The sequence below is a fragment of the Ruegeria sp. HKCCD7303 genome, assembly GCF_013111185.1.
Taxonomy (GTDB): domain Bacteria; phylum Pseudomonadota; class Alphaproteobacteria; order Rhodobacterales; family Rhodobacteraceae; genus Ruegeria.
In genome coordinates, this window is sequence record NZ_WVRE01000008.1 from 135709 (window position 1) to 151530 (window position 15822).

A 15822-nucleotide genomic window follows, 5' to 3' on the forward strand; every position below is an offset into this window, starting at 1 on the left:
TATATTAGCGCAAAGACCGGAGGACTCATGTCACACAGCCTGCGCACACTTATCGACACGCCAACCTATGCCGATCAATCGGCTGTCCTTGATACCCTGATCACTCAAGCAGACCTGACGGATGCAGATCGTGTCATAATCTGCGCCGCCGCGGCGCAGTTGGTTCGCGACATCCGCTCCAGCACTTCGCCGGGGTTGATGGAAGTGTTTCTGGCCGAATACGGCCTGTCTACTGATGAAGGCATCGCATTGATGTGTTTGGCCGAAGCGTTGCTGCGCGTGCCGGATGCTGACACTATCGACGCGTTGATAGATGACAAGATCGCTCCGTCCGACTGGGGCAAACATCTGGGAAAATCCTCGTCATCGCTGGTGAACGCGTCCACGTGGGCGCTGATGCTGACCGGTAAAGTTCTGGACGAGGGCAAAGCCTCTCCGGTCGGGGCATTGCGAGGGGCCATAAAACGACTGGGTGAGCCAGTGATCCGAACCGCCGTGGCCCGAGCGATGAAGGAAATGGGACGGCAATTCGTTCTGGGTGAATCCATTCAATCCGCGATGGATCGCGCCCGTGGAATGGAGGGAAAGGGCTATACCTATTCCTACGACATGCTGGGCGAAGCCGCGCGGACCGAGGCGGACGCAGCGCGCTATCACCTGTCATACTCCCGCGCTATTTCGGCCATTGCCGATGCTTGCACCCATGACGACATCCGTGCCAATCCAGGTATCTCGGTCAAGCTGTCCGCCCTGCATCCTCGCTATGAGCTGGCGCAGGAACAGAGGGTCATGGACGAGTTGGTCCCGCGACTGCGGGCTCTGGCACTGCTGGCCAAAGCCGCCGGCATGGGTCTGAACGTCGATGCAGAAGAGGCAGACCGCCTGTCGCTATCGCTGCAGGTTATCGAAGCGGTCATGTCTGATCCTGCCCTCGCCGGGTGGCACGGGTTCGGTATCGTGGTGCAGGCTTACGGACCGCGCGCCGGGCTGGTTCTGGATACGCTGTACGACATGGCGCAGCGCCACGACCGCAAGCTGATGGTGCGCCTGGTCAAAGGGGCCTATTGGGACACCGAGATCAAACGCGCGCAAGTCGAAGGCGTGGATGGGTTTCCAGTGTTCACCCACAAGGCAGCAACCGATGTCTCGTACATCGCCAATGCCCGCAAACTGCTGAACATGACCGACCGGATCTACCCGCAATTTGCCACCCACAACGCCCATACGGTCAGCGCCATCCTGCATATGGCCGACGATCAACCTTATGAGTTCCAGCGCCTGCATGGCATGGGCGAAACTTTGCATCAGATCGTGATGAACAAACAGAACACCCGGTGCCGGATTTATGCGCCGGTCGGGGCGCATCGTGACCTGCTGGCATATCTAGTGCGACGCCTGTTGGAAAACGGAGCAAACTCGTCTTTCGTCAACCAGATCGTCGATGAAAACGTGCCCCCGGAAGAGGTCGCCGCAGATCCGTTTGTCACTGTACAGACGCCGCCGCCCGCCCTGCCGACAGGACCCGAGCTGTTTCAACCAGAACGCCCTAATTCCAAAGGGTTTGATCTGCACCACACGCCCACTCTGGATCGGATCGAGGCGGCGCGGGATGGGTTCCGGGCCTATCACTGGTTTGCTCAACCTCTATTGGCCGACAAGGCCAAACCAGAGGCCGAAGAACCTGTTACCAACCCGGCCAACCCGCAGGACCGGCCCGGTTCCGTTGCGCCAGCCAGCGCTGCGGATGCAGAGTTGGCCCTGGCCTCGGCCAACCCCTGGGACGCACCGGCTGCTGAGCGTTCGCGCGTTCTTAACGCTGCTGCCGATCTTTATGAAGCGAACTATGGCGAGCTTTTCGCCCTTCTTGCTCGCGAAGCCGGGAAATCCCTGCCTGACGCTGTGGCGGAACTGCGCGAGGCGGTGGACTTCCTACGGTATTACGCGGCCAACATTCCTGCGGCCAAGCCTGCGGGTATTTTCACCTGTATCAGCCCGTGGAACTTCCCTCTGGCCATTTTCTCAGGGCAGATCGCAGCGGCGCTGGCCACCGGAAATGCAGTGTTGGCCAAACCTGCGCCTCAGACGCCTTTGGTTGGACATCGCGCCATTCAATTGATGCACGAGGCGGGCGTACCACGCGACGCACTGCAATTGCTGCCCGGTGGACCTGCCGTGGGCACGGCGATGACGTCGGATGAACGCATTTCAGGTGTGGCCTTTACCGGGTCGACAGCCACCGCGCTCAAAATCAGGGCCGCGATGGCCGAGAACATGCGCCCCGGTACGCCGCTGATCGCGGAAACTGGCGGCTTGAACGCCATGATCATCGACAGCACGGCCCTGCCCGAACAAGCAGTACAATCAATCATCGAAAGCGCCTTTCAGTCGGCGGGTCAGCGTTGTTCAGCCCTGCGGTGTCTGTATCTGCAGGAAGACATCGCCGAAGACGTGCTGACAATGCTCAAAGGGGCAATGGACGCGCTGAGCATTGGAGATCCTTGGCTGATCTCAACCGATTGCGGCCCGGTGATCGACGAGCAGGCCCGGCAAGGCATAGCTGATCACGTGGCCAAAGCGCGCAGCAAAGGGCGGGTTCTGAAAGAGCTTCCGCTGCCGCCCGAAGGCACTTTTGTTGCCCCTACCCTGATCGAGGTTTCTGGTATTGCCGCGCTGGAACGCGAGATTTTCGGTCCTGTGCTGCACGTGGCCCGATTCAAGGCGCAGGAGATCGACAAGGTCATCGCCGAAATAAACGCCACTGGATACGGGCTGACCTTTGGACTGCACACGCGCATCGACGACCGGGTGCAGCATGTGACCGAGGCGATCCATGCGGGCAACATCTATGTGAACCGCAACCAGATCGGCGCCATCGTTGGCTCTCAACCCTTTGGGGGCGAAGGGCTTTCGGGCACCGGCCCCAAGGCGGGTGGGCCGAACTACATGGCCCGCTTCTGTGCGCCGGATCGTCAAAATACGGCGGATACCTGGGGTGCTGTAGCCGACTTGCCCGCCCCTCAAGGGCTGCCTGTGCCGGTCAAAACTCAATCCTTGCCCGGTCCCACAGGTGAATCAAACCGCCTGAGCGAATACCCACGCTCACCCTTGCTGTGTATGGGCCCTGGAGAGGCCGCAGCGCGCGCGCAGGCCGAGGCTGTTCAGGCGCTTGGCGGTACGGTCATTCAAGCGATCGGGATGCTGGACCTGCACCGGTTGGAAAACCTGACCGGCATCTCGGGCGTGTTGTGGTGGGGGGATGACGAAACCGCCCGGCAGATCGAGCAGCATCTGGCGCGCCGCGACGGCCCAATTCTGCCGCTGATCCCCGGCAAGCCCGACCGTGCGCGGGTTCTGGGCGAACGTCATGTCTGCGTCGACACGACAGCTGCGGGCGGAAACGCTGCGTTGTTGGGAGGTGCGGCATAAGCTTGCATTGACGCTGGGCGCGCAAAAGCCCAGCGTCTCATCATGTTTCCGATCCGTGACCATAACCCTTCGGGGCGCACGCCTTATGTTGTATACGCCCTTATGGCGGCCAACATCCTGATCTTCCTCAGCTATGCGGGGATCTTGGGTGATGGGCCGAAGATCAACAGGCTGTTTTATGACTATGCCATCATCCCGGCGCACGTCAGCGATGGGTTTGGGTTGGAAACCCTTGTGACATCCATGTTCCTGCACGGCGGCTGGATGCATCTGGCGGGAAACATGCTGTTCTTATGGATCTTCGGAGACAACCTGGAAGACGAGATGGGCCACCTGCCCTTCCTTCTGTTCTATCTGGCAGCTGGGATTGGCGCTGGCCTCATTCACATCATCACTGGGCCGGACTCTCAGGTGCCGACCGTCGGCGCCTCGGGCGCGATTGCAGGTGTGATGGGCGGTTATCTGCTGCTGTTTCCGAAAGCGCGGGTGGATATCCTGCTGATCCTGATTGTCTATTTCAGGGTCTTCACCATTCCGGCCTTCATCATGCTGGGGATCTGGCTGGCGATACAGTTCTTTGGCAGCATCACCAGCAACCCAGACGAAGGCGGTATTGCCTATTGGGCCCATACCGGAGGCTTTGCCGTGGGTTTGATCCTGTGCATACCGCTTTGGCTGCGGCGTGGAGGCGCGCAGTTCTGGGACCGCACCCGCGGGCACCCGCCCCACCCGGAAGCGAAGTACAAGCTTTCGCGGTCACGTATTCCGCGTGTTCCGCGCCGGTAAAGTTAAGAGCGGCTCAGCCCCGGATCACTTTGGCGAACTGATCAAAGATCGGTTCGTTCGAGCAAATCACTTCACCATCCTCCAGCACATTGCCTTCGGGGTTCAGTGCCTGCACGAAGCCGCCTGCCTCTTTCACGATGATGATACCAGCCGCCAGATCCCATGCGTTCAGGCGGCGTTCCCAGAAACCTTCGTACCGGCCAGCGGCGACATACGCCATATCAAGCGCAGCAGCACCCCAGCGGCGCACACCGGCGCAAGCGGGCATCAAACGCGCCAGGTCTTGCAGGGTCGCGGGCAGATCCGAACGACCCCCAAAGGGCAGACCAGTCGCGAAGACCGACTCGATCATGCGGTGACGGCCCGACACGCGAATGCGGGTGTCGTTCATCCATGCACCCTCGCCCTTCTCAGCAAAGAACATTTCATCCTTGGCAGCGTCATAGATCACACCGGCAACAATCTTGCCCTTGTGTTCAAGAGCGATTGAGATCGCCCAATGCGGCAGGCCGTGCAGGAAGTTGGTGGTGCCATCCAACGGATCGACAATCCAGCGGCGGGTCGGATCTTCGCCGTCAATCGCGCCACCTTCTTCGGCCAGCCAGCCATAGGTTGGACGCGCGCCCAGCAACTCTTCTTTCAGGATGGCTTCGGCTGCGATATCGGCCTTTGAGACGAAGTCTCCCGCGCCTTTCATCGACACCTGCAAATTCTCGACTTCACGGAAATCCTTGACCAAAGAACGCCCCGCTTTGCGCGCGGCTTTGATCATGATGTTGAGATTTGCACTGCCAACCATTGTCAAAAGGCTCCTGTCCGGTCAAACCGCGCGTATACTGCTGCAATGCGCCCTTGCCAAGAGGAATGATACGCATAACAGACCCCCGGAAAACGCCGTTACTGGGATTGCAGCTTGCGCGCCTCATCTCGGGCCAGTTTCACCAGTTCCTGAACGTAAGGTTTCTCAAGATCCTCCGACCGGATCGCAGCGTACAGGCGTCGCGTGATCCCTTCATTTGTCAGGGGTCGGGTCACGTAATCCGAGTTATATTTCACCTCGCGCACAACCCAATCCGGCAGGACCGAAACCCCCCGGTTTGACGCGACCAGCAGCAGTATTACGGCGGTCAGTTCCACTTGGCGGATTGTTGCGGGCTCAACCCGTGCAGGGATCAGCAACTGGCTGAACACATCCAGACGCGTGCGCTCGACCGGATAGGTGATCAGGGTTTGTCCCCGAAAATCTTCGGCCTCGATATACTCTTTTTCAGCCAGGGGATGGGTTGAAGCCGCCACAAAGACAGCGTTGTAGTCAAACAGCTCCACAAACTCGACACCCGGCAGGTCTTCGGGGTCGGACGAGACCACCAGATCTACCTCTTCCTTTTGCAAGGCCGGAAGCGCGTCAAAGGCCAGACCTGGGCGGATGTCCACATCGACATCGCCCCAAGACTTTCTGAAGGCTTCGAGTACCGGAAACAGCCATTCGAAACAGGCATGGCATTCGATTGCGATATGCATCCGCCCGGTGCGCCCGTCCCTCAGCGAAGAAAATTCATGCTGAGCGGCCTCAACCTGCGGCAGGATCTGTTCAGCCAAGCGAAGCAAGCGCAACCCGGCGGCCGACAGTTTCATGGGTTTCGAGCGGCGCAGAAACAGTTCGACCCCTGCCTGATCCTCTAACCCTTTGATCTGATGACTTAACGCAGACTGAGTGATGTTCAACTGGTCTGCTGCACGGGCCAGCCCACCGCATTCATGGATCGCTTTGATTGTACGGAGGTGCCGGAACTCAATGTGCATTTCGAACAGCATTCATGTTGTTGTTGAATAATATGAGTTTGTCTCACATTGCTCGCCATGGCACAAGAGGCTCAGATGATCCAGCGAGGCCGTTATGTCCAAACCTGAAATTTCCTTTGAGTTCTTTCCGCCCAAAACTCTGGAAGCCTCTTTTCGTCTTTGGGACACGGTTCAGACCTTGGCTCCATTGGACCCTCGCTTTGTGTCCGTTACCTACGGCGCTGGTGGCACGACACGCGAACTGACACGCGACGCGGTCTCGACCTTGCATAAGTCGTCAGGGTTGAACGTCGCCGCACATCTGACCTGCGTCGATGCCTCACGGCAGGAAACATTGGAGATCGCCGACACGTTTGCGCGTGCCGGTGTGCAGGACATTGTCGCCCTGCGCGGTGACCCGCCGAAGGGTCAGGACAAATTCGAACCCCACCCCGACGGGTTTGCCAATTCGGTTGAGTTGATCGAAGCCCTGGCCGAAACCGAAATGTTCAGCATTCGCGTCGGCGCCTATCCAGACACTCACCCTGAGGCCGCAGATATGGCTGCGGATGTGGATTGGCTGAAGGCCAAGCTGGACGCTGGTGCTGATGAAGCTCTGACGCAGTTTTTCTTCGAGGCTGAAACCTTCTTTCGGTTCCGTGACGCCTGCGCCAAAGCGGGCATCGACAAGCCGATTGTGCCCGGCATTCTGCCGATCGAGAACTGGGCAGGTGCCCGCAATTTCGCCAAGCGCTGCGGTACACATATTCCTGTGTGGGTCGAAAACGCCTTTGAAAAAGCTGTGCGCGACGGGCGTGAAGATTTGCTGGCAACAGCGATCTGCACCGAGCTGTGTTCAGATTTGATCGATGGCGGCGTGGATAAGCTGCATTTCTACACCCTCAACCGCCCGGAACTGACGCGGGATGTATGTTTCGCACTCGGCATTACGCCGCAGGTTGAACTGGAAAACGTCGCCTAACATACCAAAATTTTCAATGATTCGCCCGGGTTACGTTCACACTCGGGCGATTTTCATCCTGCTTTGTGCAAACTGTTTCACACTCTCATAACCAAATTCACAGTTTTCGCGACAATTGAATCTCAAGATCCCAATTGTTATCCGCACCCCCGCAAATCCACCCCGAAATTTGACAAAACTATGTCCAGGGCGACACTTGGGGCGTGTAGTTTGTAATGAGTGTTTTGAGTATGGAACCTGTAGATAAAGTGCGTGCGCGCACCGATGCCCTTGCAGATTTGGGATTACCCCCATCTGCCAGTTCCCGCGAAATCCGAGAGGCGTGGCGACAGATCGCCTTTCATTCGCATCCCGATCACAGGGAAGGGGACAGTTCTGGGTTTTCACGCGCCAAGGCCGCCTATGACTTTCTGCGGAAAGAGGGTTTGGCAAAAAAAGGTGGGGGCAATGCTGGCCCGACTCAGCCGCGCCGTCCCCGTTTGAAAAAGCGGATCATTGAACTTCCGCAGGAAGAAATTTCGGCCTGCAAGGCAATGCTAAGTCCCGATCAGGTTTTGTCACATCGACACGGCGAAGATGATACACCAGGCATACCCGAAGCGTGCGTATCGGACCATGTACCGGACGCAGTTGGCTGCTACGGTCGGCATTTGACCTACTTCGTCACCACGCCTGTGCATCATGGCGCAAATCGGGTGGCTCTGCCGACCACGGTGCTAAGCGGTGCGCGACATACCGAGGCAGAGATCCTGAGCTTTCAGTCCAAGGATACCGGCGCCGGAGAGGTGGTGATCCCGGACACGATCCGTGAACGCAAATTCCCAGGGGCCAAGAGCGTGAAGATCCGGTTTGACGCCGATCAGGACATCCGGGATCAATTCTGGCTGGCGGGTTGATCGCAAAAAGCCCGGCTAAGGTAGCCGGGCTTTGAACTTTTCAAAGTCTCGTTGTCAGATCAGTTGGTAACAGGACCTTCCGAGGTGAATTTTGGGATAACATTGGTCGAGGCGTCCGAGGATTCGATGCCTGGCCAGTTGCCTTCTGCGATGTTGATGTTGCCCGGCACATCTTCTTCCCAGAAGCCAACAACCACATCGGTGATGTTCAGATAAAGCTTGTCATCGACGATGCGCCACAGGTTAGGGTTGGCTGGAACTTTACCGCCCTTGGACACACCATAAGCGCAGTGGCCATCATATTGCGGAGCATAATAGGCCGGGTTCTCAAGGAACTTGTCACGGTTTTCTTCAGTCGCGAAAGCCCAGGTTGCGCCGTTGTATTCTGCGGTTATATCAGCGTTTCCGCGCACACCTTCTGGCTGCGACTGCCCAATCGAAACCTGATCCAGACTGCGATAGGCAACAACATCATAGCCCGATACCGCAAAACCGGTTCCATCAACATATTGAGGTCCGGCAAAAGCGGGTACCGCCAAGGCCATGGCTGCAGCGAAGGTCAATGCAAAGCGTTTCATGTGGTCTATCCTTTTCGTATCAACTGTGTCCGTGGAGCCGTCATGGCAGGTCTGCCAAGACAATATGCGATTCCCGCGCGGTTCGTAGTCCTCCTAACGCCCCTGTGACCCCGCACGGGAAAACGTGAGAGTTTGGTCGCGGATTGTTACAGAAAAAGCCTGAAGCACCGGGTTGGACTCGGCGATTTGCAATATTAGCTGTAAGACAGCCATGGTATCGGCATGAAAGGCAAGAGATGAGCGACCAATTCCCCTACACCCCCCCAGCGGTCTGGACCTGGGACAGTAAAAGCGGCGGCCAGTTCGCCAATATCAACCGGCCGATTGCCGGTGCGACCCACGACAAAGACCTGCCTGTCGGACGCCACCCCCTGCAGCTGTATTCGCTGGCCACGCCCAACGGCGTGAAGGTCACTGTGATGCTGGAAGAGCTTTTGGCGCTAGGCCACGAGGGGGCCGAATACAACGCCTGGCTGATCAACATCGGTGAGGGTGATCAGTTTGGTTCGGGCTTTGTCGATGCCAACCCGAACTCAAAAATCCCCGCCCTTTGGGATCGGTCGGGCAAAGAGCCTGTTCGCGTGTTCGAAAGCGCCTCGATCCTGTTCCATCTGGCCGAAAAATTTGGAGCGTTCCTGCCCGCGTCCGGCCCTGAGCGGACCGAAGTGATGAATTGGGTGTTCTGGCAGATGGGCAGCGCGCCCTATCTGGGCGGCGGGTTCGGCCATTTCTACGCCTATGCACCCGAGAAATGGGAATACCCGATCAATCGTTTCGCGATGGAGACCAAGCGCCAGCTAGACGTTCTGGATCGGGAATTGGCGGATAAGACCTTCATCGCTGGAGACGAGTACACGATTGCCGACATGGCGATCTGGCCGTGGTATGGCCAGCTGGTTCTGGGTCGCCTCTACAGTGCTGCCGAGTTCCTGGATGTTGAATCATACAAGAACGTCATGCGTTGGGCCAAAGAGATTGACGCGCGTCCAGCAGTTCAGCGTGGTCGAATGGTCAACCGCGCCTTTGGCGAGCCGCACACGCAGCTTCACGAGCGCCATGACGCCAGCGATTTCGAAAACCGTACGCAGGACAAGTTGGAAGCGGCTGCGGAGTAACCGCATTCCAAGCGAAACACCACGCGGTGCAACGTGCGCCGCGTGTTTGCGTCTTGTCGGTTACTTCAGAATTGGCGGGTTGTCAGGGTTGCTGCCGGGGGCTTCCCGCATCGGCTCAGCCACCTGCGGCTGAGGCAGATCAAACCGAAGCCCCACTTTGGCCAGCAACGCGGCAGTGGGCGCACTGGCCGCGAAAAAACCAACATCCATTGCACCAGCCTCGATCCCGGAAAAGGTCAGCGCCTCGGACGCGGCCTTGGCCAACGCGGCCTCGGCCCCGTCAACTGCATCGACAAAGCCCAACATATGCCCCTGTGCGCCGGCCTCTGACTTGGTTGCAACCAAATAGGCGGCGCGCGCCAGCCCGCCCGCGGTTGCCAGTTTGGCATCCAAGGCGGTCAGCAAAGTATCGGGCAAGCCAGACGGCGGCATGAATTCAGCCAGCTTTTCCTCGACCTCTTGTGGATCGTGTTGCAGCGTTTCGGCCAGCCACTCCAATGCCTCTGCCGGCACCAGCATCGATGAAGGCGCGGTTTCCAGGTTCAGGCCCAGCCCAATCACCTGCCCTGCCAGCATCCCGGAAAGCACCCGCCCTGAAAGCGCCACGTAAGGTACAGGGCGACCTGCGAACTGCGCCAACCGTTCCTCTCGGTCAAAGGCCAGCACATAGCGCCCATCCGCTACGTCGAACAATTCGGGCGAGATATTCTCGTCCTTCGCTTCCTCGGTCAGCATCAGGAACAGCTCGCTGTCGGCAAGCCGCTCAAAGAAACGTAGCCGGGCGGCATCGTTTCGCGGATCCGCCTGCATCGCGGCATGTGCTGCGTCCAACGCCGTGGTTTCAGTCATTCAACACCTCTTGGACCCGCGCGCGCAGAACCGGCAAAAGCTCGGTCTCGAACCACGGGTTTTTCTTCAACCATGCCGTATTGCGCCAGGACGGATGTGGCAAGGCAAAGACCCGCGGCGCATGGTCCTGCCAGCCTTGCACGGTGCTTGTGACCGAACCTCGCGCACCAAGGTGATACTTGTGCGCATGACCACCAACCAAAACGGTCAGCGGCACCTGGCCCAAAACGCTCATCACCCGATCATGCCAGGTCTTTCGGCACACGGCGGGCGGCGGAAGGTCCGCGCTGCGTGCATCGTAACCGGGAAAGCAGAACGCCATAGGTACAATCGACACGCGGTCACGATCATAGAAGATCGTCTCATCAATCCCCAACCATTGCCGAAGCCTGTCACCTGACGGATCGGTAAAGGGCCGCCCCGACTCGTGCACTTTCGCACCTGGGGCCTGCCCTGCGATCAAAATGGGCGTACCAACGCGGAACCAAACAACCGGGCGGGGTTCATGGGCTGTTTCAGTCTGCGCAAACTTATCAGCACACAGTCGGCAAGCGCGAATTTCCTCGGCAAGGCTGTCCATCGGAATTCAAAACCTCTTGCGGCCCAAGTGTCACGATGGGGAACATAGGGTCCACCAGCCACACCGCCAATGCAGTTGTCACAGGTTTTACCGCAATGCATTGATCATTTGTTTCATAATTCGACATAATGTAGCCAACATGGATTGGTAAAAACAACCCTTTGCAGCCGTCTCAAAGAACGGCAACGCCACGGAACACGAGCAGCAGGCCCCGAATGTTAGAATTCGACAATGTCAGCAAGTCCTTCTGGACCGGAACACGCCGCAAGGTGATTCTGGATCAGGTCTCGTTCCGGGTCGAACTGGGTACGTCGCTGGGCATTCTGGCCCCGAACGGCACCGGAAAAACCACGCTGATCAACATGATGGCCGGTTTGGAAAAACCTGACGAAGGCGTGATCCGTCGCGAATGTCGTGTGTCGTTTCCCATGGGGTTCACCGGTGGTGTGTCGGGAAAACTGTCCGCGCTGGAGAACGCGCGCTATATCGCCAAGATCTATGGCATGGACCCGGACTATGTCGAAGCCTATTGCAAATGGCTCTGCGGGTTGGGTGAGTATTTCGATCAGCCGCTTGCGACCTATTCTGCCGGGATGCGATCCCGGTTCACCTTTTCACTGATGCTGGCGCTGGATTTCGACATGTATCTGATCGACGAAGGGATGCCTGCGTCGACGGATGTCGAATTCAACGAAAAGGCCGGATCAATCCTGAAAGAAAAACTAAGGACCACAACGCTGGTCATCGTTTCGCACAGCTCGTCTGTGTTGGAAAAGTTTGCCCAGCAAGCCGCCGTTTTGCTGAACGGTCAATTGTACATGTTTGAATCCTTGGAAGAGGCTAAGCAGCTATATGACTACGAATCCCAAGGTTAGAAAGTATAGCGGGCACCGCAACCGGCCAAGCGAAGGTTCGGCTGAGGCGCGGGCCGATGCGATCTCGCGCATTCGCAATGCAACGCAAGGCCAGCCTTCTGTAGATGAAGCCCAGCCGGGCGCGCAGCTGGACGACATCAAACGTGAGGGCCTGACTGGCCGACAATTGCGCATCGCGCGCAGGCTGGCGCAGAAACATGGGCTGGCTGCGACCTCGGATTACGATGCCGTGCGCCTGCTGCGTCAGAAAGGCATCGACCCTTTCCAACGCACAAATCTTCTGGATCTTGCTGCGGCCAAGCCCTCTGCTCAGAACGAGAACAAGAACGCCAAAGACAAGGTCAGTATAAAACTGCCGCAGGCCGTAGGCGCGGAAAAATCCAACCTACCCGGACCCGAGCTCAGCCCCACTGAACGCCGCAACCTTGAGATTGGGGAAATACAGAAAGACATTGCCCGCAGACGTCGGCGCAAGCTGTTTGCCTTATTTGCGCGTCTGGCCGTTTTTGTTTTTCTGCCGACCTTTGTCGTGGGCTTCTATTTCTACCGCATCGCTACTCCGATGTACGCCAGCGATTCCGAGTTTTTGATCCTACAGGCCGATGGCGGGCCAGGCAGCGTCGGCGGCTTGTTGGCGGGAACCCAGTTTGCCACAACACAGGATTCGATTTCGGTACAGTCTTTCCTTGAATCGAAAGAGGCGCTGCTGCTGCTGGATCAGGACGCAGGATTTTCTGATGTCTTCAAACAAGATTGGATCGACCCGATCCAGAGACTGGCGCCCGATGCCTCGTTGGAAGACGCATACAAACTGTTCAAACGTATGATCACCATCGGCTATGACCCAACAGAAGGGGTCATCCGGATGGAAGTCGCCGCCCCGGATCCACAAACCTCTACCGAGTTTTCGGAACGTTTGATCTCCTATGCGGAAAACCGGGTGAACGCGCTGTCTGGGAAAAAGCGCGAAGACCAGATGCGCGACGCCATCCAGAGCTTTGAGTCCGCGCAGGAGGCGCGCAAACAAGCGCAGGAAGAACTGATTGAGCTTCAGCTTCAGGGCGCGGTTCTGGACCCAGAAAACGTGATCGCCAGCCTGAGAAGCCGAATTACCGAAATCGAAATATTGGTTCAAGACAAAGAGCTTGAGCTTGCCGCCCTGCTGGACAACCTTCGACCAAACAAAGCCAAAGTTGACGGGGTTGAGGCCGATATCGCCCGGTTGGAAAAAGTGCTGGAAGACCTGAATGCCGAAATGCTGGATGCCTCAGCCGGCGAAAACTCGCTGGCAAGGCTGAGCGTGCGCATACAGATCGCCCAGGCTGATCTGGCCGCCCGTGACATGATGCTGCAAACGGCAATGCAGCAAATGGAATCGACCCGATCCGAAGCCAACCGGCAAGTTCGGTACCTGACCGTTTCGGTGAACCCTATTCCCAGTCAGGAACCCACCTATCCGCGCAAGTTCGAAAATACGATTTTGGCATTCCTGTTATTTGCTGGTATCTACCTGATGATCTCGCTTACCGCGTCGGTCCTTCGTGAACAGGTATCCTCATAAGACCCATGAAACATGTAAAAATCTCCGACCTGACAGTCGGCAATGACCTTCCGCTGACCATCATCGCAGGCCCCTGCCAGCTTGAAACGGCAGACCACGCGCAAATGATTGCGGGCAAGATGAAAGAAGCCTGTGATGCGGCTGGGGCGCAATATGTGTTCAAGGCGTCTTATGACAAAGCGAACCGGACGTCACTGTCAGGCAAGCGTGGCATGGGAATCGATGCGGGCCTGCAGGTTCTGGATGACATTCGCAAAACGATGGGCATCCCGGTCCTGACAGATGTTCACACCGAAGCACAATGCGCTGTCGCGGCCGAAGCGGTGGACGTCCTGCAAATCCCAGCCTTCCTGTGCCGTCAGACAGACATGCTGCTGGCCGCTGGTGAAACCGGCAGGGCTGTCAATGTCAAGAAAGGTCAATTCCTGGCCCCTTGGGAGATGACGAATATCGTCGACAAGGTCGAAAGCACGGGAAACCAGAACATTCTGCTGACCGAGCGTGGCACGTCGTTTGGATACAACACCTTGGTCGCAGACATGCGCGGCCTGCCCCAAATGGCAAAAACCGGCTATCCGGTTGTCATGGATGCGACCCATTCGGTCCAGCAACCCGGTGGAAAAGGCGGTTCGTCCGGCGGACAGCGCGAGTTCGCGCCCGTGATGGCCCGGGCGGCTGTTTCATTGGGAATTGGCGCAGTTTTTATTGAAACGCATCAAGAACCTGACACAGCGCCGTCTGACGGCCCAAACATGATCCCATTGGACCAAATGCCTCAACTTATTGACACATTGATGCGTTTTGATGCGCTGGCCAAAGCGAATCCTATTCAGATTTAACGATTGAGACCTGTTATGACCAAACCCCTCCCCGAGGTGACACCCAACACCTGGAGCTTTCTGCGCGACGCGATGATCAAACCCACCGGGTTTCGCGAATATGATGCCCGCTGGAAATACCCCGAAGAGATCAACCTGCCCGGCATGACTGCACTGGGCTTAGGGCTGGGCACCCAGATACGCAGGCGCGGCATTGAGCCCGTGATCGCCGTTGGCAACGACTATCGCGATTATTCGTTGGCGATCAAAAATGCTTTGATCCTTGGCCTGATGCAGGCCGGTATCCGCGTTAAGGATATTGGCCCCGCGCTCAGCCCGATGGCTTATTTCACGCAGTTTCATCTTGATGTGCCTGCCGTTGCGATGGTCACGGCCAGCCACAACCCAAACGGCTGGACCGGTGTGAAAATGGGTTTTGATCGCCCTCTGACCCATGGCCCGGACGAAATGTCGGAACTGCGCGATATCGTGCTGAACGGTGAAGGCCAACAGCACGAAGGTGGATCATACGAATTCGTCGAAGGCGTGAAGGAAGCTTACATCGATGACCTCGTCGGTGATTTCAAAATGTCCCGCCCGCTGAAGGTGGTCTGTGCCACTGGCAATGGCACCGCCTCAGCCTTTGCGCCTGAGATTTTCGAGCGGATCGGGGTCGAGGTCGTACCCAGCCACAACCGGCTGGACTATACCTTCCCTCATTACAACCCGAACCCCGAAGCGATGGAGATGTTGCACGACATGTCCGCCACGGTGAAATCCAGCGGTGCCGATCTGGCGCTTGGGTTTGACGGGGACGGCGACCGTTGCGGTGTCGTCGATGACGAGGGTGAAGAGATTTTCGCAGACAAGGTGGGCGTGATCATGGCCCGCGATCTGGCCAAGCTGTATCCGGGATCGACTTTTGTCGCGGATGTGAAATCCACCGGCTTGTTTGCCAGTGACCCCGAATTGAAGGCTTTGGATGTCAAAGCGGATTACTGGAAAACCGGCCACAGCCACATGAAACGACGCGTTAAAGAAATTGGCGCATTGGCCGGGTTCGAAAAGTCCGGCCACTACTTTCTGGCCGAGCCCGTTGGGCGTGGCTATGACTGCGGTATGCGCGTGGCGGTCGAGATCTGCAAGCTAATGGACCGCAACCCGGATCAAAGCATGTCGGACCTGCGCAAAGCGCTGCCAAAAACCTGGTCAACCCCGACCATGTCACCTTATGCCTCTGACACCGAGAAATACGATATCCTTCAGCGCTTGGTCGACAAGCTGGTTGCCAAAGGCGAAGCGAGCGAAACCTTTGCGGGCCGCGCTATCAAGGAGGTTGTTACAGTCAACGGCGCGCGCGTTATTCTGGACAACGGCAGTTGGGGGTTGGTGCGGGCATCGTCCAACACCCCCAATCTGGTGGTTGTTTGCGAAAGCAGCGAAAGCGAAGCTGAGATGCGCGCGATCTTTGCCGATATCGATGCCGTCATCCGAACCGAGCCGGGTGTTGGTGATTACGACCAGACCATCTGAATGTATCGGCTTGGAGCATCATCGTGCTCCAAGCCAAGCAA

14 protein-coding genes are annotated in these 15822 nt (G+C 57.6%); 9 read left to right on the forward strand and 5 right to left on the reverse strand.

Annotated features, from left to right (window positions below; translation table 11 throughout):
* Positions 1-27: 27 nt before the first annotated feature.
* Together putA and GS630_RS18485 are read left to right on the forward strand one after the other, a co-directional pair.
* Positions 28-3426: a bifunctional proline dehydrogenase/L-glutamate gamma-semialdehyde dehydrogenase PutA gene (putA, locus tag GS630_RS18480; protein WP_171621296.1), complete on the forward strand. Its 3399-nt coding sequence runs from the start codon at positions 28-30 to the stop codon at positions 3424-3426.
* Between the two features lie 42 nt (positions 3427-3468).
* Positions 3469-4212 carry a rhomboid family intramembrane serine protease gene (locus GS630_RS18485; protein ID WP_171621297.1) on the forward strand — a complete coding sequence of 248 codons (744 nt, stop codon included), beginning with the start codon at positions 3469-3471 and terminating at the stop codon, positions 4210-4212.
* A 13-nt stretch (positions 4213-4225) separates the two neighbouring features.
* Here GS630_RS18485 and GS630_RS18490 read toward each other — a convergent pair whose 3' ends face one another.
* A complete protein-coding gene (locus GS630_RS18490; protein ID WP_171235644.1) occupies positions 4226-5011 on the reverse strand; it encodes an inositol monophosphatase family protein in 786 nt (261 codons plus the stop codon).
* A 98-nt stretch (positions 5012-5109) separates the two neighbouring features.
* Positions 5110-6015 (reverse strand): LysR family transcriptional regulator, encoded by a 906-nt coding sequence (locus GS630_RS18495; protein WP_171621320.1) that lies wholly within the window; start codon positions 6013-6015, stop codon positions 5110-5112.
* Positions 6016-6109: 94 nt separating this feature from the next.
* Here GS630_RS18495 and metF point away from each other — a divergent pair, with 94 nt between their 5' ends.
* Positions 6110-6976, forward strand: coding sequence for a methylenetetrahydrofolate reductase [NAD(P)H] (gene metF / locus GS630_RS18500; RefSeq protein WP_171176043.1), 867 nt, complete (start codon positions 6110-6112; stop codon positions 6974-6976).
* A gap of 230 nt (positions 6977-7206) precedes the next feature.
* Positions 7207-7872, forward strand: coding sequence for a J domain-containing protein (locus tag GS630_RS18505; RefSeq protein WP_171621298.1), 666 nt, complete (start codon positions 7207-7209; stop codon positions 7870-7872).
* Positions 7873-7931: 59 nt separating this feature from the next.
* Here GS630_RS18505 and GS630_RS18510 read toward each other — a convergent pair whose 3' ends face one another.
* Positions 7932-8450: a YHS domain-containing (seleno)protein gene (locus tag GS630_RS18510; RefSeq protein ID WP_171621299.1), complete on the reverse strand. Its 519-nt coding sequence runs from the start codon at positions 8448-8450 to the stop codon at positions 7932-7934.
* Between the two features lie 236 nt (positions 8451-8686).
* Between GS630_RS18510 and yghU the strand changes: the two genes are divergently transcribed.
* Positions 8687-9565, forward strand: coding sequence for a glutathione-dependent disulfide-bond oxidoreductase (gene yghU / locus GS630_RS18515; protein ID WP_171176049.1), 879 nt, complete (start codon positions 8687-8689; stop codon positions 9563-9565).
* Between the two features lie 60 nt (positions 9566-9625).
* On the opposite strand, the gene GS630_RS18520 is transcribed toward yghU, so the two are convergent.
* Positions 9626-10414, reverse strand: coding sequence for an SseB family protein (locus GS630_RS18520; protein WP_171176051.1), 789 nt, complete (start codon positions 10412-10414; stop codon positions 9626-9628).
* The gene (locus tag GS630_RS18525) at positions 10407-10994 is read right to left on the reverse strand and encodes a uracil-DNA glycosylase family protein (RefSeq protein WP_171176053.1); all 588 of its coding nucleotides are present in this window, start codon (positions 10992-10994) and stop codon (positions 10407-10409) included. The genes GS630_RS18520 and GS630_RS18525 overlap by 8 nt, the downstream gene beginning before the upstream one ends.
* A gap of 215 nt (positions 10995-11209) precedes the next feature.
* On the opposite strand from GS630_RS18525, the gene GS630_RS18530 reads away from it, so the two are divergent.
* The 4 genes from GS630_RS18530 to GS630_RS18545 are packed head-to-tail and all read left to right on the forward strand — an operon-like array spanning position 11210 to position 15781.
* Positions 11210-11869 (forward strand): ABC transporter ATP-binding protein, encoded by a 660-nt coding sequence (locus tag GS630_RS18530; protein WP_171712172.1) that lies wholly within the window; start codon positions 11210-11212, stop codon positions 11867-11869.
* A complete protein-coding gene (locus GS630_RS18535; RefSeq protein WP_171238549.1) occupies positions 11847-13430 on the forward strand; it encodes a capsule biosynthesis protein in 1584 nt (527 codons plus the stop codon). The genes GS630_RS18530 and GS630_RS18535 overlap by 23 nt, the downstream gene beginning before the upstream one ends.
* Positions 13431-13435: 5 nt before the next feature.
* On the forward strand, positions 13436-14269 hold the full coding sequence (gene kdsA / locus GS630_RS18540) for a 3-deoxy-8-phosphooctulonate synthase (protein ID WP_171712173.1): 834 nt from the start codon (positions 13436-13438) through the stop codon (positions 14267-14269).
* Between the two features lie 15 nt (positions 14270-14284).
* Positions 14285-15781 (forward strand): phosphomannomutase/phosphoglucomutase, encoded by a 1497-nt coding sequence (locus GS630_RS18545; RefSeq protein WP_171176060.1) that lies wholly within the window; start codon positions 14285-14287, stop codon positions 15779-15781.
* Positions 15782-15822: the final 41 nt, after the last annotated feature.

Excerpts from the sequence above, each read along its gene's own strand:
- putA (WP_171621296.1), top strand. The coding sequence starts at position 28 with ATGTCACACAGCCTGCGCACACTTATCGACACGCCAACCTATGCCGAT.
- GS630_RS18485 (WP_171621297.1), top strand. The coding sequence starts at position 3,469 with ATGTTTCCGATCCGTGACCATAACCCTTCGGGGCGCACGCCTTATGTT.
- GS630_RS18490 (WP_171235644.1), bottom strand. The coding sequence starts at position 5,011 with ATGGTTGGCAGTGCAAATCTCAACATCATGATCAAAGCCGCGCGCAAA.
- GS630_RS18495 (WP_171621320.1), bottom strand. The coding sequence starts at position 6,015 with ATGCACATTGAGTTCCGGCACCTCCGTACAATCAAAGCGATCCATGAA.
- metF (WP_171176043.1), top strand. The coding sequence starts at position 6,110 with ATGTCCAAACCTGAAATTTCCTTTGAGTTCTTTCCGCCCAAAACTCTG.
- GS630_RS18505 (WP_171621298.1), top strand. The coding sequence starts at position 7,207 with ATGGAACCTGTAGATAAAGTGCGTGCGCGCACCGATGCCCTTGCAGAT.
- GS630_RS18510 (WP_171621299.1), bottom strand. The coding sequence starts at position 8,450 with ATGAAACGCTTTGCATTGACCTTCGCTGCAGCCATGGCCTTGGCGGTA.
- yghU (WP_171176049.1), top strand. The coding sequence starts at position 8,687 with ATGAGCGACCAATTCCCCTACACCCCCCCAGCGGTCTGGACCTGGGAC.
- GS630_RS18520 (WP_171176051.1), bottom strand. The coding sequence starts at position 10,414 with ATGACTGAAACCACGGCGTTGGACGCAGCACATGCCGCGATGCAGGCG.
- GS630_RS18525 (WP_171176053.1), bottom strand. The coding sequence starts at position 10,994 with ATGGACAGCCTTGCCGAGGAAATTCGCGCTTGCCGACTGTGTGCTGAT.
- GS630_RS18530 (WP_171712172.1), top strand. The coding sequence starts at position 11,210 with ATGTTAGAATTCGACAATGTCAGCAAGTCCTTCTGGACCGGAACACGC.
- GS630_RS18535 (WP_171238549.1), top strand. The coding sequence starts at position 11,847 with ATGACTACGAATCCCAAGGTTAGAAAGTATAGCGGGCACCGCAACCGG.
- kdsA (WP_171712173.1), top strand. The coding sequence starts at position 13,436 with ATGAAACATGTAAAAATCTCCGACCTGACAGTCGGCAATGACCTTCCG.
- GS630_RS18545 (WP_171176060.1), top strand. The coding sequence starts at position 14,285 with ATGACCAAACCCCTCCCCGAGGTGACACCCAACACCTGGAGCTTTCTG.